This window comes from Actinotalea solisilvae (assembly GCF_016464425.1).
GTDB lineage: Bacteria > Actinomycetota > Actinomycetes > Actinomycetales > Cellulomonadaceae > Actinotalea > Actinotalea solisilvae.
Genome location: NZ_JADDKQ010000002.1, coordinates 52801 through 72042, shown reverse-complemented (window position 1 = coordinate 72042; position 19242 = coordinate 52801). Strand labels below are relative to the sequence as shown.

General features: G+C 75.0%; 17 protein-coding genes. 12 read left to right on the top strand and 5 right to left on the bottom strand.

What is annotated here, in order from left to right; translation table 11 throughout:
* Positions 1-12 precede the first annotated feature (12 nt).
* From JIG38_RS02790 to JIG38_RS02750, 9 genes are all read left to right on the top strand, one after another.
* Positions 13-1665 carry a MoxR family ATPase gene (locus JIG38_RS02790; protein ID WP_307844499.1) on the top strand — a complete coding sequence of 551 codons (1653 nt, stop codon included), beginning with the start codon at positions 13-15 and terminating at the stop codon, positions 1663-1665.
* Positions 1662-2738 (top strand): hypothetical protein, encoded by a 1077-nt coding sequence (locus JIG38_RS02785; RefSeq protein WP_199422020.1) that lies wholly within the window; start codon positions 1662-1664, stop codon positions 2736-2738. The genes JIG38_RS02790 and JIG38_RS02785 overlap by 4 nt, the downstream gene beginning before the upstream one ends.
* The gene (locus JIG38_RS02780) at positions 2735-4573 is read left to right on the top strand and encodes a hypothetical protein (protein WP_199422018.1); all 1839 of its coding nucleotides are present in this window, start codon (positions 2735-2737) and stop codon (positions 4571-4573) included. The genes JIG38_RS02785 and JIG38_RS02780 overlap by 4 nt, the downstream gene beginning before the upstream one ends.
* The gene (locus JIG38_RS02775; protein WP_199422016.1) at positions 4563-5210 is read left to right on the top strand and encodes a hypothetical protein; all 648 of its coding nucleotides are present in this window, start codon (positions 4563-4565) and stop codon (positions 5208-5210) included. Before JIG38_RS02780 ends, JIG38_RS02775 begins: the two co-directional genes overlap by 11 nt.
* Positions 5197-6690 carry an AMP-binding protein gene (locus tag JIG38_RS02770; RefSeq protein ID WP_199422014.1) on the top strand — a complete coding sequence of 498 codons (1494 nt, stop codon included), beginning with the start codon at positions 5197-5199 and terminating at the stop codon, positions 6688-6690. Before JIG38_RS02775 ends, JIG38_RS02770 begins: the two co-directional genes overlap by 14 nt.
* A 9-nt stretch (positions 6691-6699) precedes the next feature.
* Positions 6700-8664, top strand: coding sequence for a DNA primase (dnaG, locus tag JIG38_RS02765; RefSeq protein WP_199422012.1), 1965 nt, complete (start codon positions 6700-6702; stop codon positions 8662-8664).
* An 81-nt stretch (positions 8665-8745) separates the two neighbouring features.
* Positions 8746-9585 (top strand): S1 family peptidase, encoded by an 840-nt coding sequence (locus JIG38_RS02760; protein WP_199422010.1) that lies wholly within the window; start codon positions 8746-8748, stop codon positions 9583-9585.
* Positions 9586-9715: 130 nt separating this feature from the next.
* Positions 9716-10090, top strand: coding sequence for a VOC family protein (locus JIG38_RS02755; RefSeq protein WP_199422008.1), 375 nt, complete (start codon positions 9716-9718; stop codon positions 10088-10090).
* A gap of 93 nt (positions 10091-10183) precedes the next feature.
* On the top strand, positions 10184-10792 hold the full coding sequence (locus tag JIG38_RS02750) for a dihydrofolate reductase family protein (RefSeq protein ID WP_199422007.1): 609 nt from the start codon (positions 10184-10186) through the stop codon (positions 10790-10792).
* Positions 10793-10795: 3 nt separating this feature from the next.
* Here JIG38_RS02750 and JIG38_RS02745 read toward each other — a convergent pair whose 3' ends face one another.
* The 5 genes from JIG38_RS02745 to JIG38_RS02725 all read right to left on the bottom strand — a co-directional run bounded on the left by JIG38_RS02745 (position 10796) and on the right by JIG38_RS02725 (position 15519).
* Positions 10796-10981: a hypothetical protein gene (locus tag JIG38_RS02745; RefSeq protein WP_199422005.1), complete on the bottom strand. Its 186-nt coding sequence runs from the start codon at positions 10979-10981 to the stop codon at positions 10796-10798.
* A gap of 121 nt (positions 10982-11102) precedes the next feature.
* Positions 11103-11546, bottom strand: a complete 444-nt coding sequence (locus JIG38_RS02740; protein ID WP_199422003.1) for a hypothetical protein — start codon at positions 11544-11546, stop codon at positions 11103-11105.
* A gap of 106 nt (positions 11547-11652) precedes the next feature.
* The gene (gene poxB / locus JIG38_RS02735) at positions 11653-13377 is read right to left on the bottom strand and encodes a ubiquinone-dependent pyruvate dehydrogenase (RefSeq protein WP_199422001.1); all 1725 of its coding nucleotides are present in this window, start codon (positions 13375-13377) and stop codon (positions 11653-11655) included.
* A 37-nt stretch (positions 13378-13414) separates the two neighbouring features.
* Positions 13415-14494, bottom strand: a complete 1080-nt coding sequence (locus JIG38_RS02730) for a LacI family DNA-binding transcriptional regulator (RefSeq protein WP_199421999.1) — start codon at positions 14492-14494, stop codon at positions 13415-13417.
* The gene (locus JIG38_RS02725) at positions 14488-15519 is read right to left on the bottom strand and encodes a LacI family DNA-binding transcriptional regulator (protein WP_233404361.1); all 1032 of its coding nucleotides are present in this window, start codon (positions 15517-15519) and stop codon (positions 14488-14490) included. The genes JIG38_RS02730 and JIG38_RS02725 overlap by 7 nt, the downstream gene beginning before the upstream one ends.
* A gap of 430 nt (positions 15520-15949) precedes the next feature.
* On the opposite strand from JIG38_RS02725, the gene JIG38_RS02720 reads away from it, so the two are divergent.
* The 3 genes from JIG38_RS02720 to JIG38_RS02710 are packed head-to-tail and all read left to right on the top strand — an operon-like array spanning position 15950 to position 19199.
* Entirely contained in the window at positions 15950-16897 is a 948-nt protein-coding gene (locus JIG38_RS02720; protein ID WP_307844497.1) for a carbohydrate ABC transporter permease, read from the top strand.
* Positions 16894-17829 carry a carbohydrate ABC transporter permease gene (locus JIG38_RS02715; RefSeq protein WP_199421993.1) on the top strand — a complete coding sequence of 312 codons (936 nt, stop codon included), beginning with the start codon at positions 16894-16896 and terminating at the stop codon, positions 17827-17829. The genes JIG38_RS02720 and JIG38_RS02715 overlap by 4 nt, the downstream gene beginning before the upstream one ends.
* Positions 17830-17858: 29 nt before the next feature.
* Complete coding sequence (locus JIG38_RS02710) at positions 17859-19199, top strand: ABC transporter substrate-binding protein (RefSeq protein WP_199421991.1); 1341 nt, start codon at positions 17859-17861, stop codon at positions 19197-19199.
* Positions 19200-19242 lie beyond the last annotated feature (43 nt).

Here is a 19242-nt window from a genome sequence, read left to right as displayed (position 1 = left end):
CAGACTCGGCGCGTGACGCAGCCGCCCGTGCCCGCCGCCCCCACCCAGGCCCCGGACCCGACGCCCGCGGCGACCCGGGACATCGACCGCGTGTCCTCCGCCCCGACGCGGCCCGCGGGCCCTCCGCGACCCGCGGCCCAGCTCGACGTCGACCGTCTCTTCGGGGCCGACGCCGGCCTCGTGGGCGTCGGGCCGGACGCGGGCCGCGCCGCACCGCTCGACGAGAAGCTCCGCCAGGCGTACTTCTGGATGGTCAACCACGCGATCATCAGCCCGCACTACGACGTCGAGTTCTCCGACCCCGCGAGGCCGCGCACGTCCTACCGCATCGGCGACAGCCGCGCGGTCGTCGAGCTGCCCACCGACCAGTCGTACTCGAGCTTCGTCCTCCTGCCCCTCCTGACCTTCGCGGTGCGCGGCCGCTGCCTGCTCGTCGGCGGCCCGGGGCGCGGCAAGACGGCCAGCGCGGTCCTCATGGGGGTGCTCGCCGGCTACCCGGTGCGCGACGTCCGGCGCGCGATGCAGCACGGACACCCGCAGCTCACGGTGAGCGACCTCTTCGGCACGCCGCTCCCGCGCGACCTCGTCGCGGCCGAGCGGCTCGCGGACATCGACGTCGCCTGGCGCACGTGGCTGGGCATGCGGGTCAAGATCGTCGACGAGTACAACCGCATCCCCACCAAGACGCAGTCGGCGCTGCTCACGGTCCTCGCCGACGGCTACGTCGAGGTGTTCGACCAGATCTACGAGACCGGCGCGTCGGCCTGGTACCTCACCGCCAACGACGACGCGGGCGGGGGCACCTTCCAGGTGGTCGACGCCCTGCGCGACCGGATCGACGTCGTCGTCAAGGCGCTGCCGTTCAACAACCGGTTCCTCGGGGACCTCGTCACGCGCGCCGAGCGCGGCGTGCGGCCCGAGGAGAACGTGCCGCCCGAGATCGTGTTCTCCGCCGACGAGCACGACCGGGTGCACCGCGAGGTGCTCGCGGTCCGGCTGCCCGCACCCGTGCGGCGCCGGCTCGAGCACTTCGCCGCCCAGCTGGAGGTGCTCGAGCGCGCGGCGTGGCAGCTCGAGTACCGCACGAAGGACACGGCGCGGCTCGCGGGGATCGACCCGCACGTGCTCGCTGCGGCCGACACGGGGCGCGACCGGCTCGCCGACGTGGGCGCGCAGACGCTCAACGGGCTCTCGGTGCGCGCGCTCCAGTCGCTCATCCTCTACACCAAGGCCATGGCGTACTTCCGCGGCACCGCCGAGGCCACGCTCGCCGACCTGCGCGCCGTCCTGCCCTTCGTGCTGCACGACAAGCTCCAGCCGGACCTCGAGTCGCCGAGCTTCGACGACCCGGCGCGCGAGGCCCTCCGCTCGGACCGCGTGTCCTGGATCCGCGACCTCTTCGACACGACCTGCCGCCAGTACGACGCCGAGGGCCTCGACGACGACGACCCGGTGGGCGAGATCCTCGCGGAGCTCGACCGCGGCACGGACGGCCTCACGGAGCAGGAGGTGCTCCGCCGGACCGCGCGGATCGAGGAGCTGCTCGCGCTGTGGCAGGACGCGATCAAGCTGTACGGCAACGTGTACGACGACGCCCTCGCGCTCAAGTACGCCCATCAGCGCTACTCCGGCTACCTCGCGTGGCTGCGCTGGAGCGGGGGGTGAGCAGCGGGCGGGCGCTCGACCGGGCGTCGGCGACCGGCGCCGCCGTCGCCGACCGCCGGGAGGCGCTCAACGCGGTCCTGCGCCGGGCGGCCGCCCAGGGCGCGCCCGACGCCCTCCTGCTCGCGGCGGCCGCGGAGGCCGTCGACCACGCGCGAGCGCTCGAGGGCGCCGTCGCGGGGGAGCGCGCGGCCGGGCGGCTGGGCGACGTCGTCGAGGCGCTGGTCGCGGCGGCCGCCGCGGCGTGCGCGCGCGGCCGGTGGCGCGAGGGGTCGTCCGAGCGCTGGGCGCTGTCGGTCGTCCCCGTGCTCGAGCCGTGGGTGCTCGCCGCACCGGACGCGGTCACCGCCGCGGTCGTCGCGGCGGCGCCGGCCGTGCGGCGCGGGGCCGACGCGGGTGCCTGGGTGCGGCTGCTCGCCGCGGCGGCCTCGGCGACGCCGCCCGACGCGCCCGTCCGCGACCTCGTGCGGCCGGCGCTGCTCGTCGCCGCGTGGCGCAGCGGGCTCAGCCGCTACCGGGACGCCGCGCTGGACGCCGTCCCGGCCCTGCCGTCCGCGGTCGCCGCCGCGGTGCTCGGCCTCGAGCCCGGGGCGGCCGCCGACCTCGGGCGCGACGTGCTCGAGCCGCACCGCGCCGACCCCTGGTGGTGGCCGGACCGCCCGGCCACGGCCGGCGTCGTCGCCCGCTACGGCGGCTTTCGGGGGCTCGGCGGGCCGTGGCTCACGCTGCCGGCCGTCGTCGGGCGCGCGCGTGCCGACGACGGCGGCCCGGGCTGGCTCGTCCACGCCGACGGGCAGCGGTGGGTCGTCGTCGACGACGCGCACGGCGTGTCCGTCGTCCGGGCGGGCACCCTCGACGCGGCCGACGGCCGGTCCGCGCCGCGGCAGGACGCGCCGCCGCCCGACCCGCGGCTGCTCGCCGCCGTCGTGCCCTGGGACGACGAGGTCACCGGCGCCGCGGCGTGCCCCACGCCGTCGGGCACGGTCGTCCTCGTGAGCCGCGCGCACTCGTACGGGCTCGACCTCGTGCGGCTGCCCGCCACGGGCGGCGTCGCGGTGCCCGGGGCCGCGGCATGAGGCGCGCGGCCGACGCGCCGGACCCGCTGGCCGCGCGGTGGCTCGAGGCGTGGCCCCGGGCCCTCGCGGCGTGGGGGCGCCCGACGCGCATGCACCCGCCGACGCTGCACGAGGAGGCCGTGACCGGTGCCGGCTCGTTCGCGTGGTTCTCGTGCACGGACGTCGAGGTCCACATCGACCTGGCGGACGTGCGGCGGCGCGGCCTCGAGGACCACGCCGTCGCGGCCCTCGCGCACGAGGTCGGGCATCACGTGCTGGCACCCGGCGACCTGCTCACGGCCGCGCGGATCGCGGCGCGCGTGCGCCTGGGCCTCGTCGACGCCGACCGGCTCGTGGGCGTCGTCGCCAACCTCTGGGCGGACCTGCTCATCAACGACCGGCTCCAGCGCCGGGCCGGGGTCGAGGTGCTGGCGCTCTACCGCGGGCTCGGGCTGCCCCGCCCGGACGACCGGCTCTTCCAGCTCGTGGGCCGGACGTACGAGCTCCTCTGGGAGCTGCCGCGCGGCGAGCTGACGCGCCCGGACGGCGACGTGCCGCACGACGCGGCGCACCTGTGCGCGCGGCTCGTGCGCGCCTACGCACGCGACCCCGTGGGCGGCGCCGCCGGGTTCGCGGCGCTCGTGCGCACGACGCTCGCCGAGCAGCTCGCCGACCTCCGGCCTGACCCCCGGCTCGTCCCGTGCCACCAGGACGAGCGCGGCGCGCCCGTGCCGGCCGGGCTCGCCGCGGACCCGTCGCTGGGCGAGCCCGTCGTCCACCCCGCCCTCGACCCCGCGGTGGTCGGCGCCGGCCCGTCGGACGCCGCGGCCGACGAGGCGCACGAGCCGCACGAGGGCACGGCGACGGCGGGGGAGCCGTCCGCCGCCGCGGGCGACCCCACGGGGACGGCCCGGGGTGGCGGCGCAGGTCAGTCGCTCGAGCCCGCGGACCTGCACGCGGTGCTCCGCGCGATCGGCGTCGGCCTCGACGCGCAGCAGGTCGCGGCCGCCTGGTACCGGGAGCACGCCGCCCGCCACCTCGTGCCCTTCCCGCGCCGGCCCGCGCCGCTCGCGCGCGAGACCCTGCTCGGCGGGCTGACGCCGTGGGACGTGGGCGACGACCTGGCTGACGTCGACTGGACCGGCACGCTCTCCGCGTCGCCCGTCGTCGTGCCCGGCATGACCACCGTGCGCCGCGACGAGCACCACGAGGACCCGGAGCGCGACGAGCGCCGGCCCGTCGACCTCGACCTCTACCTCGACTCGTCCGGGTCGATGCCCAACCCGGCCGTGCGGCGGGCGCCGATCGCGCTCGCGGGTGCGGTCCTCGCGCTGTCGGCGCTGCGTGCGGGCGCCCGCGTCCAGGCGACCACCTGGAGCGGGCCGCACCAGGTCGCGGGCACCGAGGGCTTCACGCGCGACGCCGACGCCGTGCTCGCCGCCGTCGTCGCCTGGTTCGGCGGGGCGACGTCGTTCCCCCTGCCGCTGCTCGCGCGCACGCACCTGGACCGACCGGACCGCCGCGCCCCGGCGGCGCGGCGGGGCGCGCACGAGCGCACGACGCACATCGCGGTGATCTCCGACGACGGCGTGTCCTCGATGTTCACGGACGTGCTGCCGGGCCGCGACGGGCGGGGAGCCGACGTCACGACGGGCGTCGCGGCGCGCGCCGTCGCGGCCGCCGGGGGAGGCGGCACCCTCGTGCTGCAGACCGACCCCGCGCGTGCGGCCCGGGTCCAGGCGTACGCGCCCGGGTACGACGTGCACGTGGTGCGCACGCAGGACGAGCTCGTCGCCTTCGCCCGCGCGTTCGCGCGGCGCCTGTGGGCGCGGGACGGCGGCGTCGGTGCGCGCTGAACCGCCGCGTCGCGGTGCCGGGCCGGCGGCTGCCACCACGCCCGAGCCGGGACCGTCGCTGGCGACCCTCACCCAGCGCCTCGCGCTCACGGGGCCGGACCTCCTCGCACCCGAGGCGGAGGTGCCGGCGCTCGTCGCCGACGTCGCGCTCGTGCTCGACGGGACGGTGCTCGGGCCCGCGACGCTGCAGGGCCTCGACGTCGCGCTCGGGCGCGGCGCCCTCGGGGCCGCACGCGCCGCGGCGGGGGTGGTCTGCTGGCTCCTCAGCGACCCCGCGGTGCGCTCCCACCCCGGGGTCCAGGTCGCGGCCCGCGCGCGCGGAGGCCTCACGCCGTGGTTCCTGCACGTGCTGCACGAGCTCTCGACCGGGCTGAGCGCCGAGCGCGATCCGCGCACCTGGGTGCACGAGGGCACCGGGCGCGAGGAGGCCGCGCGCGCCGTGTGCGCGGCCGGCGGGCTGCTCCCCGACGGCGAGACCGCGGCGCAGGCGGCCGACCGGTGGCAGGCCGTGAGCACCGCCTACCGGCGGCAGGCGTCGCGCGCCATGGCCGAGGAGGTCCGGCGGGCCGAGGAGCTCGCGCGGGCGCTCGCCGAGAAGCGGGCGAAGGAGGCGGCGGCGCAGTATGCGAACTACTGACCCGGCCGACGGCACCGGGCTGCCCGACCCCGGCCTGACCGAGTACGCGCCCCTGAGCGCGGTCGCGCTCGACGACGCCGCGCGGTGGCCGACGCTCGACGCGGCCGGGACCGCGCGCCTCGCCGCCGTCGCGGACGACGCGGCGGCTCCCGTCTGGGTGCACCGCACGGGCGACCGGCTGCAGCCGGGCGACCTGGCGGCGCTCGAGCGCACCGCCCGCCGGCTCGCCGAGGCGTCGGCGGCCGGGACGGGGGCGCAGCCGCCGGCGTGGGTCCCCGAGCTCGTGGCGCGCGCGCACGACCAGGTCCCCGCCTACCGGCGGCGCGCGCGCTCGGGCGTGTCCTCGGGCGCCACCGCGCTCGCCGACCTGCCCACGGTCGACCGTGACGACCTGCGCCGGCGCGTCGCGGACCACGTGCCCCTCGACGTGCCGCTCGACCGCGTGCTCGAGGGCACGAGCTCGGGCTCGACGGGCGCGGCCCTGCGGATCCCGCTGCACCCGGTGACGGTCGCCGCCGACGTCGTCCTCCTGCACCACCTCCTCGCCGTCGCGGGCGTCGCCTGGCGCCCCGACCCGGTCCGCCTCGGGCTGGCCAACGTCGTCGACCAGCGGGCCGCGTTCACGTACACCTCGGCCATGACCGGCTTCCCGCGCGCGGACGGCGAGCCGGTGCCCGTGATGGCCCGGCTCAACCTCGACGACGGCGCGTGGCACCGCCCCGGCGACCGCGAGGACTTCCTCGCCCGTCGTGACCCTCAGGTCCTGAGCAGCTCGCCGCTGCCGCTGCTGCGGCTCGTCGAGCTCACGCGCGCGGGCCTCGCCCTGCACCCGCTCGCGGTGGTCAGCGGCGCGGCGCACCTCACGCCCGCGGCGCGCGCGGTCGTCACGGACGTCTGGCGCGCCCCCGTGCTCGACCTCTACGGCCTGCGCGAGACCGGACCGGTCGCCGCCCGCTGGGACGACGGGCCGCACGTCGTCGTGCCGCGGCGCGTGTGGGTCGAGGTGGTCGGTCCCGACGGGGCCCCGCTGCCCGACGGGGTGCGCGGCGAGATCACCGTGACGACCGACGAGAACCCCTACCTGCCGCTGCTGCGCTACCGCACCGGCGACCACGGCGCGCTCGCCCGGCGCGCCGACGGCCGGGTCGAGATCCACGGCCTCAGCGGCCGCGCCCCGGTGCGCCTGAGGCACCGCGACGGCTCGTGGCGTCCGTCGGTCGACGCGACGCAGGTGCTCCAGACGTACGGCGTGGCGGCGTGGGAGCTGCGGCAGGCGTCGGACGGCGCGGTGCGACTCGTGGCGCTCCCTGCGGCGCCGGGCACTGCGGCGGGCCGGGCCGCGGCGCACGACGCCGCGCGGGCGGTGCAGCGCCTCCTCGACCGCCCCGTCGACCTCGTGGTGCTCGAGGACGCCGGGTCGTTCGGCGGGGCCAAGCCGCGGCTGTTCACGAGCGACCTCGACCCGCCGGCCAGCACCTAGACTCACGCCGTGGCAGGACGCATCCGGCAGGAGGACGTGGCTGCCGTCCGCGAGCGCGCCCGGATCGAGGAGATCGTCGGCGAGCACGTGACGCTCAAGCCCGCCGGCGTCGGCTCCATGAAGGGGCTGTGCCCCTTCCACGACGAGCGCTCGCCCTCCTTCCACGTGCGCCCGCAGGTCGGCCTCTGGCACTGCTTCGGCTGCGGCGAGGGCGGCGACGTCATCTCGTTCCTCCAGAAGATCGACGGCCTCGGCTTCACCGACGCGGTCGAGCACCTCGCGGGGCGCGTGGGCGTCCAGCTGCGCTACGAGGACGGCGCCGGGCCGCCGCGCGCGGGGGAGGAGCCCGGCCGCCGCCAGCGCCTGCTCGAGGCGCACCGCGTGGCCGCCGCCTACTACGCCGAGCAGCTCGTGACGCCCGCGGCGGCCGTGGGCCGGACCTTCCTCGCCGAGCGCGGCTTCGACCGGTCGGCCGCCGAGCACTTCGGCGTCGGCTTCGCGCCCCAGGGGTGGGACCACCTGCTGCGCCACCTGCGCGGCAAGGGGTTCACGGAGGCCGAGCTCACGGCCACGGGCCTCATGAGCCAGGGCAACCGCGGCCTGTACGACCGGTTCCGCGGGCGCCTCGTGTGGCCCATCCGGGACGTCACCGGCGACGTCGTCGGCTTCGGTGCCCGCCGCCTCCTCGAGGAGGACCAGGGCCCGAAGTACCTCAACAGCCCGGACACCGCGCTCTACAAGAAAGCTCAGGTGCTCTACGGGATCGACCTCGCCAAGCGCGAGATCGCCAAGGCCAAGCAGGTCGTCGTCGTCGAGGGGTACACCGACGTCATGGCCGCGCACCTCTCGGGCGTCCCCACCGCGGTCGCGACGTGCGGGACGGCCTTCGGGCCGGACCACGCGCGGGTCGTCCGGCGCCTCGTCGGCGACACGGCGGCGGGCGCGGGGCTGCAGCTCGCGTCCGGGACGTCGGTGGGCGGCGAGATCATCTTCACGTTCGACGGCGACGCGGCCGGCCAGAAGGCGGCGCTGCGCGCGTTCGGCGAGGACCAGCGGTTCTACGCCCAGACGTTCGTGGCGGTCGAGCCGGGCGGCATGGACCCGTGCGACCTGCGGCTCGCTCGCGGGCCCGAGGCGGTGCGCGCGCTGGTCTCGAGCCGTCAGCCTCTGTTCGAGTTCGTCATCCGCTCGACCATCAGGGCGCACGACCTCGACACCGTGGAGGGCCGGGTCGCCGCGCTGCGCGCGTCCGCGCCCGTCGTCGCGGGCATCCGCGACGCGGCCCTGCGGCCCGAGTACGCGCGCATGCTCGCGGGCTGGCTCGGCATGGAGCAGGACGCGGTGCGCGAGGCGGTCGCGGCGGCGGCGCGCGCGGCCCGGTCCGAGCCTGCGCGCGGCGACCAGCGGCCCGGCCGCCCCGACCCCGTCATGCCCGGTCCGGGGGAGCGGCCGGCGCGCCGCGACGGGGCCGAGCGCCCGCGGCCCATCGCGCCCGACCGCACCGACCCGGTCGCGCGCGTCGAGCGCAACGCGCTCGAGGCCGTCCTCCAGCGCCCGACGGCGGTGGACGCGGCCGCCTTCGACGCGCTGCCCACCGAGACGTTCAGCGTGCCCGCGTTCCGCGCGGTCCACGAGGCCGTGCGCGCGGCGGGCGGGATCGCCGCCGCGCTGCGCACGGGCGACCCGTCGAGCTGGGTCGAGGCGGTGCGCGAGGAGGCCGCCGGCCCCGTCGGCTCGCTCGTCACCGAGCTCGCCGTGACACCCCTGCCCGAGGACCGCGCCGACCGCGTCGACGGGTACGTGCGGGGCGTCGTCGACGCCCTCCTCGACCTGGGTCTCACGCGTCAGGTCGCCGACGCGCGGGGCCGCCTGCAGCGCATGGACCCGGCTACCGACGGCGACGCGTACCAGCAGGCGTTCGCCGAGCTCATGGAGGTCGAGGGGCGCCGCCGCGCCCTGCGCCGGCGTGACTGACGCGCGCGGCGCACGCTGCGCGTAACCCTTTCGGCCCAGCGCGCGATGACCAGGGCACACCCAGCAGCAAAGGAGCTGTCCATGGTCCGGAAGAAGACCCTTCTCGGCGGTGCGCTCGCCGGCCTCTGCGCCGTCGCCCTCACGCTCGCCGCCGCGACGCCCGCCGCCGCCATCCGCTACGGCGAGCCCGACGCCGGGGAGCACCCGTACGTCGGCCTCATGATCGCGGACGTCGACGGCGAGCCCGCGTGGCGCTGCACGGGCACGCTCGTGTCGCCGACGATCTTCCTCACGGCCGGTCACTGCACGTTCGGGGCCGACGGCGCACGCGTGTGGTTCGAGGAGGACCTGCGCGACGCGGCCGCGGTCGGGTACCCGACGGGCGGGGCGACGTCGGTCGAGGGCACCCCCTACGCGCACCCGGAGTACGACGACGCGGCGTTCTACCTGCACGACCTGGGCGTCGTCGTCCTCGACGAGCCGGTCCTGCTCGAGGAGTACGGCGCGATCCCCGAGGAGGGGTACTTCGACGACTTCTTCGTGGCGCGTGGCCAGAACCCGCAGCTGTTCACGGCCGTCGGCTACGGCCTCCAGCGCAACATGCCGGAGCCCTCGGCACAGACGGTCGCCGAGCGCGTCCGGCTCCAGGCGACGCTGAAGATCATCAACCAGGACGCGGCGTTCGGGGAGAAGAAGGCCGGCAACTCGGTCCTCTTCACGAACAACGCCGCCACGGGCGGCACCTGCAACGGCGACTCGGGCGGACCGATCTTCGTCGAGGGCACGAACGTGGTGGCGGCCGTGACGTCGTTCGGCATGAACGCCCGCTGCGCCGGCACGGGCGGTGGCTACCGGGTCGACACCGCGGACGACCTCGCGTGGCTGGCGACCTTCGGGATCGTCCCCGGCGAGAACTGGTGACGTCCTAGGACCGGGCCCTTCCCCGGCGGCGCTCGGCCTGCGCCACCGGGGGAGGGCCCTTGCCGTGCCGCGGCCCGGGCCGCGACGATGCGCGTGGCGCCCCGGGGTGCCACGACGAGAGGAGCCGGCGATGGAGCTCGTCCAGGTCGCCCAGCGCGCGGAGGACCTCGACCGCGCCGCGGCGTTCTACCGCTCGCTGCTCGGGGCCGAGCCGGCGGCCCGCTTCGACCCGCCCGGCCTGCTGTTCTTCCGCCTCGGCCGCACCCGGCTGCTGCTCGACCGCGGCGCGCCGTCGGCCCTGCTCTACCTGCAGGTCGCGAGCGTGCGCGAGCGCGTCGGGGCGCTCCGTGCCGAGGGCGTCGCGATCGAGAGCGAGCCGCACGTGATCTTCCACCACGACGACGACACCCTCGGCCCGGCGGGGACGGACGAGTGGCAGGCGTTCGTGCGCGACTCCGAGGGCAACCTCGTCGCGCTGGTGAGCCACGAGCCGCCCGGGGAGTGACGTCCCGGCGCCGCGGGACCGCGACGGCGGGCCGGCTGCCCCGATGAGGTGCGGGCCGGAGCGGGGTCTGCCCTCCTGACGGAAGGAGCACTCATGGGCACGGTCGTCTCGTCCGCCTCGACGTCGCTCGACGGGTTCGTCGCCGGGCCGCACGACGAGGTCGAGCACCTCTTCGGGTGGTACGACGACGGCGACGTCGTCGTGGGCACCGCGGACCCCGCGCTGACGTTCCACCTCACGCCGCAGAGCGCGGAGTACTGGCGCGCGTGGACCTCCGGGCTCGGCGCGCTCGTCGTCGGACGGGTGCTCTTCGACCTCACGGACGGGTGGTCGGGCCGGCACCCGCTCGACGTCCCCGTGGTCGTCGTGACGCACCGCGTGCCGGACGACTGGGTCCGCGCCCACCCGGACGCCCCGTTCACGTTCGTCACCGACGGTGTGGCTGCGGCCGTCGACCGGGCGCAGACGCTCGCACGGGACGCGACCGTCGGCGTGGCGGCGGGCACGATCGCCCGCCAGTGCCTCGAGCTCGGGCTGCTCGACGAGGTCGCGATCGACCTCGTCCCCGTCGTCCTGGGCGAGGGCAAGCCGTACTTCGGGACGCTCGGGGTGGACGCCGTCGTGCTGGGCGACCCGACCATGTGCGTCCAGGGCCGCCGCGTCACCCACCTGCGCTTCCCGGTGGTCCGCCGGGGCGCGTGAGCGTCAGCCCGCGAGGATCACATGGCTGAGCAGGCGGCGTCCGTCGAGGTCGCCGGGCTCGATGCGGTAGTCGTGGAGGGCGACGTCGTCCACGAGCATGCCGACGTCCACCACCTCGAGCCGCACCAGGTCGCCCGCGGCGTGGCCGCTCGCGAACCGCACGGCCGCTCCCGCGAGCGGTCCGTTCACGCACAGGTACTCGCACATCGTCCGCGCGCCTCCTCGTCGTCGTCCCGAGGCTAGGGGCGCGGCGTGACGTCCCGATGTCCTGGGCGTGTCGTCCCCGTGGCGGCTCCCCGGCCGCCCCCGCTCAGGCGCGGCGTCGGGCCGACGTCACCAGCCGCCCGAGCGCGGCCACCACGCCGATCGCCCCGCCGACGAGGCCCACCCAGAGCACGACGCGGGCGGCCGTGACCCACTCGGCGACGACCGGGAGGACCCGGAGCAGCGCGACCGTCGCGACGAGGCCGATCGACGTCACGACGAGGTCGCCGAGGGCCACGAGCCAGGGCGGGTCGACGACCACCAGCACGAGCTGGACGACGAGCGCAGCCGTGATCGAGGCGGTGACGAGCCCGACGACGTCGGCGGCCTCGGACGTGAGGAAGGGCAGGTCCTCCCACCCCGGCTGCACCAGCACGACCCAGAGCAGCACCCCGTCGACCGCGGCCCCGACGAGATGGCCGAGCACGCGGGCGGCCTTCGGCTGACGCGGGCGCGGACGGGCGGTCCGCGGGGTGGCGACGGCGGTCACGAGGGCCTCCTCCGGTGCAGGGTCCCGCACCCAGGGTGCGACGCCGGCGCCCGGCCCGGGGAGGGCCGAAGGTCACCCCGTGGTCCCGCGCGTGCGGCGTCCGGCCTCAGAAGAGCTGGCGCCAGTTCGCCTGGGCGAGGTCGAGCAGCTCGTCGCCGCGGCCGGACATCACGGTGCGGATCGCGTAGAGCGTGAAGCCCTTGACCTGCTCCGCGGTGACCTTCGGCGGGATGCTCAGCTCGTCCCGCTCGGTGACGACGTCGACGAGCACGGGTCCGGGGTGCGCGAACGCCTCGGCGAGCCGGGCCCGCAGGTCCTTGGAGCGCTCGACGCGGATGCCCGTGAGGCCCATCGCCCGCGCGACCGCGGCGAAGTCCGGGTTGCGCAGCTCGGTCCCGTAGTTCACGAAGCCCGCGGCCTTCATCTCGAGCTCGATGAAGTTGAGCGACGCGTTGTTGAAGACGACGACCTTGACCGGCAGGTCGTGCTGCCTGAGGGTCAGGAGCTCGCCGAGGAGCATCGCCAGCCCGCCGTCCCCGCTGAGCGCGACCACCTGCCGCTCCGGGAAGGCCTTCTGCGCCCCGATGGCGTGGGAGAGCGCGTTCGCCATCGTGCCGTGGGTGAACGAGCCGATGAGGCGGCGCCCGCCGCCCGCGTGGAGGTAGCGCGCGGCGTAGATGACGGGGGAGCCGACGTCGGGGATGAGCACCGCGTCGTCGGCGGCCAGCTCGTCGACGAGGCGCGCCACGTACTGGGGGTGGATGGGCCGGCGACCGCGGGACTCGGTCGCGAGGTCGTCGAGCTTGGCGCGCGTCCTGCGGTAGTGCTCGACGGCGTCGTCGAGGTGGCCGCGGTCGCGGTCGCCGTCGAGCAGGGGGAGCAGGGCCCGCGCCGTCTCGCCCACGTCGCCGACGACGCCCAGGTCGAGCGGCGTGCGGCGGCCGAGCTGCTCGCCGCGCAGGTCGACCTGGATCACCCTCGCGTGCTCGGGGTAGAACTGCTGGTACGGGAAGTCGGTGCCCAGCATGAGCAGCGTGTCGGCGCTGTCCATGGCCCGGTACCCGGACGCGAACCCCAGCAGGCCCGTCATGCCGACGTCGTACGGGTTGTCGTGCTCGATGCGGTCCTTGCCGCGCAGCGTGTGGACGATCGGTGCGGCCAGGCGCTCCGCGAGCGCGACGACGTCGTCGTGCGCCTCACCCACGCCCGCGCCCGCCAGGATGGTCGTCCGCCGGCCCGCGTCGAGGATGTCGGCGGCCCGGCGCAGCTCGTCGTCGGCGGGCACCACGCGCGGGCGGGTGGGGGTGAGGACGACCGCGCGCTCGTCGGCGGCCGTGTCGAGGGCGACGTCGCCGGGCAGCACGAGGACGGCGACCCCGCGCTGCTCGATCGCGGACCGCATCGCGATCTCGAGGACGCGCGGCATCTGCGCCGGGCCCGAGACCAGCTCGGCGTACACGCTGCACTCGCGGAAGAGCTCCTGCGGGTGGGTCTCCTGGAAGTAGCCGCTGCCGATCTCGCTGCTCGGGATGTGCGCCGCGATGGCGAGGACCGGGACGCGGCTGCGCTGGGCGTCGTACAGGCCGTTGACGAGGTGGAGGTTGCCGGGACCGCCGCTGCCCACGCACACCGCGAGCTCGCCGGTCACCTCGGCGTCGGCGGCGGCGGCGAGCGCCGCGGCCTCCTCGTGCCGGGTCGCGACCCACTCGATCGACCCGTCGCGCCGCACGGCGTCCGTGAGCCCGTTGAGGGAGTCGCCCGCGATGCCGTACATGCGCCGGACGCCGTTGGCCCGCAGGACCGCGACGATGGTCTGGGCGATGGTGGTCACGCGCGCTCCTCGGTCGCTCGGACGGCTGACCTTCTTCCTAGCGCAGCGACTGCCCGACGGCGAGGTGGGACGTCGCGCCCCCGGCGTCCCCGCCGTCCTGCTCTCGGGCGCCGCGCGTCGAGTCGCGCACCACGAGGCGCGCCTCGCTGACCTCGTTCCGCGAGCCGCTGCCCCGGCTGCCGTCGCGCAGCTGTGCGAGCAGCAGGCGGATGATCGCGCGCGCCATGGCGTCGTTGCCCGGCTCGACCGTGGTCAGCCGGGGGATCATGAACTCGGCCTCCGCGTCGTTGTCGAACCCGACGACCTGCACGTCGTCGGGCACGGAGCGCCCGAGGTCCGCGAGCGCGCGCAGCGCGCCCATCGCGGCGTCGTCCGTGAGCACGAACGCGGCGTCGAAGTCGATCCCGTCCTCGTGCAGCTGCATCACGGCCTCGTAGCCGCCGCGCATGCTGAAGGACCGCGCCCCGACGATGAGGTCCTCGTCGACGGGGACGCCGGCGTCGGTGTGCGCCCGGCGGTAGCCCACGCTGCGCAGGGACGCCATGTCGGTGAACGCGACCTCGCGGCGCCCGCCGATCAGCGCGATGCGGCGCGCGCCCGCGTCGAGCAGGTGGCGGACGGCGAGCATGGCGCCCCCGATGTTGTCCATCATCACGTGCGGGAACTCGCCCGGGAGCGGTCGCTCGCCGAGCAGCACGCACGGGCGCGCGAGGCGCGCCGCACGCAGGTCGTCGACGTCGAGCGCGACGGGGCTGAGGACCACGCCGTCGTAGGCGGCCAGGCGGTCGGGCGCGAGCGCCGCCAGCTCGCCCTCGCGGGTCGCGCCCGTGCGCTCGGTCACGACGTGGTACCCGTGCTCCTCGGCGAGGTGGCTCAGCCGCCCGGCGAGGTGGGCGTAGTACGCGGAGTCGAGACCCGGGACGAGCAGGCCCAGCGCCCCGGACCTCCCGCCGCGGAGCCGCCGGGCCGCGGCGTTCGGCCGGTAGCCGAGGCGCTCGACGGCCTGCAGGACCCGCTGGCGCGTCTCGTCCCGGACGCCCGGGCGACCGTTGACGACGTTGGACACCGTCATCGTGGAGACCCCCGCCTCGCGGGCGACGTCGCTCAGCCTCACCACGTCGACGTGCTCCGCGGCGCACCCGTGGACTCGCGGGCCACGACGTGGAAGGCCGCCTCGTGCAGGCGGGGCGGGGGCGCGTCGCGCGCGCCCCACGTGATGCGCTCGACGAGCATGGCGACGGCGCGCTCGGCGATCTCGTCCCGGCCGGGGTCCACGGTGGACAGCGACGGCAGGGTGAACCGGCCCGTGCTGATGTTGTCGAAGCCGATGACGGCCACGTCGTCGGGCACGAGCCGACCGGACTCGCCGAGGGCGCGGAGCGCGCCGATCCCGAGCGCGTCGTTGAGCGCGAAGACGGCGTCGACCTCGAGCCCCTCGGCGAGCAGGGTGCGGGTGGCCTCGGCGCCGTTCTCGGGGTGCCAGGGTGCGACCGGGCGCTCGAGCCGCGGGTCGTGCGCGACCCCGGCGGCCGCGAGCGCCTCGCGGTAGCCGCGGATGCGCAGGTCCGAGGGCCGGAGCTCGCCCGACCGGCCGTCCGGGTGCGCGCCCAGCACCGCGATGCGCCGGCGCCCGCGGTCGAGCAGGTGGTCCACCGCCGCACGGGCGCCGTCGACGTTGTGCATCGTGACGTGGTCCGTCGGTCCGCCGAAGATGCGCTCGCCCAGCAGGACGAGGGGGTAGCGGACGTGGTCGAGCAGGCCGCGGTCCTCGGTGCCCAGCCGCTCGGGGCTGAAGAGCAGCCCGTCCGTCTGCCGCAGCCCGTTCTCGAGGACCGCGACCTCGTGCGCCCGGTCGTTGCTCGACTGGCCCACGATGACGCCCAGGCCGCGGCGCTCGGCGACGGCGATCACCGCGTCCGCGAGCTCGGCGAAGTAGGTCTGGCGCAGGTCGGGCACGGCGAGGCCGATGACGCCGGTGCGGCCGGAGCGCAGGCCGCGCGCCGAGAGGTTGGGGCGGTAGCCGAGCTCCTCGATCGCCCGCAGGACCCGCGCGCGCGTCTCCGGGTGGACGTGCGGGAAGTCGTTGACGACGTTCGACACGGTCTTGTTCGAGACCCGCGCGAGGAGCGCGACGTCGCGCATGGTCACACTCACGTCCGCCGCTCCGTGCTCTCGTCGCCGACCGGCGCTCGGGGAGCGCCGGACGCCCCGGCTGCCGCGCCCGCCGTGGCGAGGAGCGACCCTCGGCGCGACGGCGCCGGCGGGACGCGGCCCAGCCTATAGCGACATCGCGCCTGCTTGACATCCCCGCGGGGCCCGGGCAACGATGGCGACACCAGGCTTACGACGTCGTAAACCGCACGGCAGTGGCTATGTAACGTCACAACCGCGGGTCGCGGCGTCGTGCCCACGACCACGATCGCGTGACCGGGTCGGCCGTCTCGAGGGCGAGGTGGCGGGCGGCGCCGAGGGGCGCCTCCCGACTGCGGCCCGGCCCTGGCGCGCCGGCCGGCACGGAGATCGGTGGGCATCTGCTCGATCACCGACGACGTCTCGAGAGCGGGAGAACGAAGTGGCAACGGCCCAGCTGCACGGCACGCCCCGGGGCGGCCGCTCCCGCGCGAAGAACCTGCTCTACTCCCAGCGCCTCGCGCCCTACTTCTTCATCGCGCCCTTCGTCATCACGCTGCTCGCGTTCTGGACCGTGCCGCTCGTGCGGACCTTCGTCATGAGCACCCAGGAGGTGCTCTTCGGCGAGGCGGCCTTCGTGGGCATGGACAACTACGAGCGGCTGTGGAACGACCGGGTCTTCTGGCACGCGATGCGCAACAGCGCGCGGTACATGCTGCTGACGCTCGCGCTCCTCATCCCGATCCCGCTCGTCCTCGCCGCGCTCATCAACTCGAAGATCGGCAGCGAGCGCGTCAAGGGGTTCTTCAAGGCGTCGATGTTCGTCCCCGCCCTCACGTCGATCGTCGTCGCCGGCATCATCTTCCGGCTCATGTTCTCGGAGACGAGCACGGGCCTCATCAACCAGACCATCGGCCTCGTGGGCCTGGACCCGGTCCGGTGGCTGCGCACGGACACGGGCGGCCTCGTCGCGCTCCTCGCGCTCGCCATGTGGCGGTACACGGGCGTCAACATCCTCTACTTCCTCGCAGGCATGCAGTCGATCCCCGACGAGTACTACGAGGCGGCCTCGATCGACGGCGCCAGCAAGGTGCAGCAGTTCTTCCAGATCACGCTGCCCAACCTCAAGCCGACGATCGTCTACGTCACGACGATCAGCGTCTACGGCGGCCTGGCGATGTTCCTCGAGAGCTTCATGCTCTACGCCGGCAACAGCTCGCCCAACAACCAGGGCCTCACGGTCGTCGGCTACCTCTACCGCCGGGGGATCGAGGAGAACGACCTCGGCTTCGCCTCGGCCGTCGGCATCGTCCTGCTCGTCGTGATCATGGCGATCAACCTCACGTACCTCACCCTGACCGGCACGTTCAAGAAGGAGGACGTGCGATGAGCGCGCCCGCCCCGCTCCCGACGGCCGCGGTGGCTGCGGCGACGGCGACGACCGCGGACCGGACGCCGCCCGCGCGACGGCCGGCCCGGACCAGGCACGAGCTGCCCCGCGGCCTGTACGCCGCCGTCCAGACCGCGTTCCTCGTCCTGCTGACCGTGCTCGTGCTCGTCCCGCTCGTCGCGATCTTCGTGGGGACGTTCCAGGACGGCAACGAGATCATCCGCAACGGCCTCAACCTCGACGTGGACCCCGCGTCGCTGTCGCTCGACAACTACCGGATGCTCTTCACCGACTCGGGGCTGTACTTCCGGTGGTTCCTCAACTCCGTCGTGCTGACCCTCGTCCAGGTCGCGGGGACGCTGCTCGTGAGCTCGTTCGTCGCCTACGGGTTCGCGATGTACGACTTCAAGGGCAAGAACGCGTGGTTCGTCGCGGTGCTGCTCCTCATGACCGTGCCCTTCGAGATCATGATGCTGCCGCTGTTCGTCATGGTGAACGACGTCGGCCTCGCCGACTCCTACTCGGTCGTCGTCCTGCCGTTCCTCGCGGCCTCGGTGACCATCTTCTTCTTCCGGCAGTACTTCCTCGGGATCCCCAAGGAGCTGCTCGAGGCCGGCCGCGTCGACGGCGTCACCGAGTTCGGCATCTTCTTCAAGATCGTGCTGCCCATCGCGAGGCCGGCGCTCGCCGCGATGGCGATCCTCAACGGGATGGTCATCTGGAACAACTTCCTGTGGCCCCTGCTCGTGCTCCGCTCGGCGGAGAAGTTCACGCTCCCCATCGGCCTGAACACGCTGCTCACCCCCTACGGGAACAACTACGAGCTGCTCATCATCGGGTCCTTCTTCTCGCTGCTCCCCGTCCTGGTCCTGTTCCTGCTGTTCCAGCGCTTCTTCGTCGCCGGGATGACAGCCGGGGCGCTCAAGGGCTGACCGATCACCCCAACAGATTCGGAGTCATCATGGCTGGATCCCGGAAGTTCATCCCGCTCGCCGCGGCGGGCGTCGCGAGCGTCCTCGCGCTGTCCGCGTGCGGCGGTGGCGGTGGCGGCGGAGGCGACGAGGCCGCCGAGGACGGCGGTCCCGTGAGCCTCGACATGTGGGTGTTCGCCGAGCTGCACGCCGCCTACTACGAGCAGATGGCGGAGGCGTGGAACGAGGCGAACCCCGACCGTCCGGTCGACCTCGAGGTCACCGTCTACCCGTACGACGACATGCACAACAAGCTCCAGCTCGCGGCGAACTCGGGCTCGGGCCTGCCCGACGTCGTCGACATCGAGGTCAGCAAGTTCTCCAACTTCGTCACGGAGGACGGCCGGACGCCGCTCATGGACCTCAGCGAGGTCGCGGCGCCGTACCAGGACGACATCGTCCAGGCGCGCCTCGACCTCTACAGCCGGGCCGACGGCATCTACGGGCTCCCCACGCACGTGGGCGCCTTCGTCGCGTTCTACAACGTGCCGCTCCTGCAGGCGGCGGGGATCGACTACACGACCATCGAGACCTGGGAGGACTTCCAGGCCGCGGGCACGGCCTACAACCAGGCCACGGGCAAGGCGTTCGGCGTCGCGAGCACGGGCGTCGACATGGTCGAGCCGCTCATCGTCGCCCAGATGGGCGGGGGCTACTTCGACGACGAGGGCAACCTCACGGTCAACAGCCCGGAGGTCGTCGAGGCGCTCGAGCTCGAGCAGGGGATGCTCGAGGCCGGGGCCATCTCCACGATCCCCGGCGGCAGCCCCGACTCGGAGGAGGCCTTCGGGGCGATCAACAACGGCGACTACGCGGCGATCGTCTACCCCGCCTGGTACACGTCGCGGTTCGTCGACTACATGCCCGACCTGTCGGGCGACATCGCGATCGCCCCGGCGCCCGTGATCGAGGGTGGCGAGGTCGCCACGATCGGCGGCGGCGGCACCGGCACGGCGGTGACGGAGGCGTCCCCGGTCAAGGACTTCGCGGCCGAGTGGCTCGCGTTCGCGAAGCTGTCGCCCGAGGCGAACGTCGCCGTCTGGGAGGTCCTCGGCTTCGACCCCGTGAACATGGCGGTCTGGGAGGACGAGGAGGTCACGCACAACCCGGACAACAAGTTCGTGCAGTACTTCCAGACGAACCTGTTCGACGTCCTCAACGAGGTCAAGGGCGACATCGGCCACTTCGAGTCGTTCACCAGCCCGCACCTGCCCGCGGTCGACAACATGTTCACGACGGTCACCTTCACGGAGATCTTCGAGAACGGCGTCGCCCCGCAGGACGCGCTCGACCAGGCGCAGGCCGACCTCGAGAACCAGATCGGCGAGTAGCCCGACCCGCCCGGGCGCCGGCACGCGCCGGCGCCCGGGCCGT

Bases quoted from the DNA above. Each gene is read 5' to 3' on its own strand.
- JIG38_RS02780 (WP_199422018.1), top strand. From the start codon at position 2,735: ATGAGGCGCGCGGCCGACGCGCCGGACCCGCTGGCCGCGCGGTGGCTC.
- JIG38_RS02770 (WP_199422014.1), top strand. From the start codon at position 5,197: ATGCGAACTACTGACCCGGCCGACGGCACCGGGCTGCCCGACCCCGGC.
- JIG38_RS02760 (WP_199422010.1), top strand. From the start codon at position 8,746: ATGGTCCGGAAGAAGACCCTTCTCGGCGGTGCGCTCGCCGGCCTCTGC.
- JIG38_RS02755 (WP_199422008.1), top strand. From the start codon at position 9,716: ATGGAGCTCGTCCAGGTCGCCCAGCGCGCGGAGGACCTCGACCGCGCC.
- JIG38_RS02750 (WP_199422007.1), top strand. From the start codon at position 10,184: ATGGGCACGGTCGTCTCGTCCGCCTCGACGTCGCTCGACGGGTTCGTC.
- JIG38_RS02725 (WP_233404361.1), bottom strand. From the start codon at position 15,519: ATGCGCGACGTCGCGCTCCTCGCGCGGGTCTCGAACAAGACCGTGTCG.
- JIG38_RS02715 (WP_199421993.1), top strand. From the start codon at position 16,894: ATGAGCGCGCCCGCCCCGCTCCCGACGGCCGCGGTGGCTGCGGCGACG.
- JIG38_RS02710 (WP_199421991.1), top strand. From the start codon at position 17,859: ATGGCTGGATCCCGGAAGTTCATCCCGCTCGCCGCGGCGGGCGTCGCG.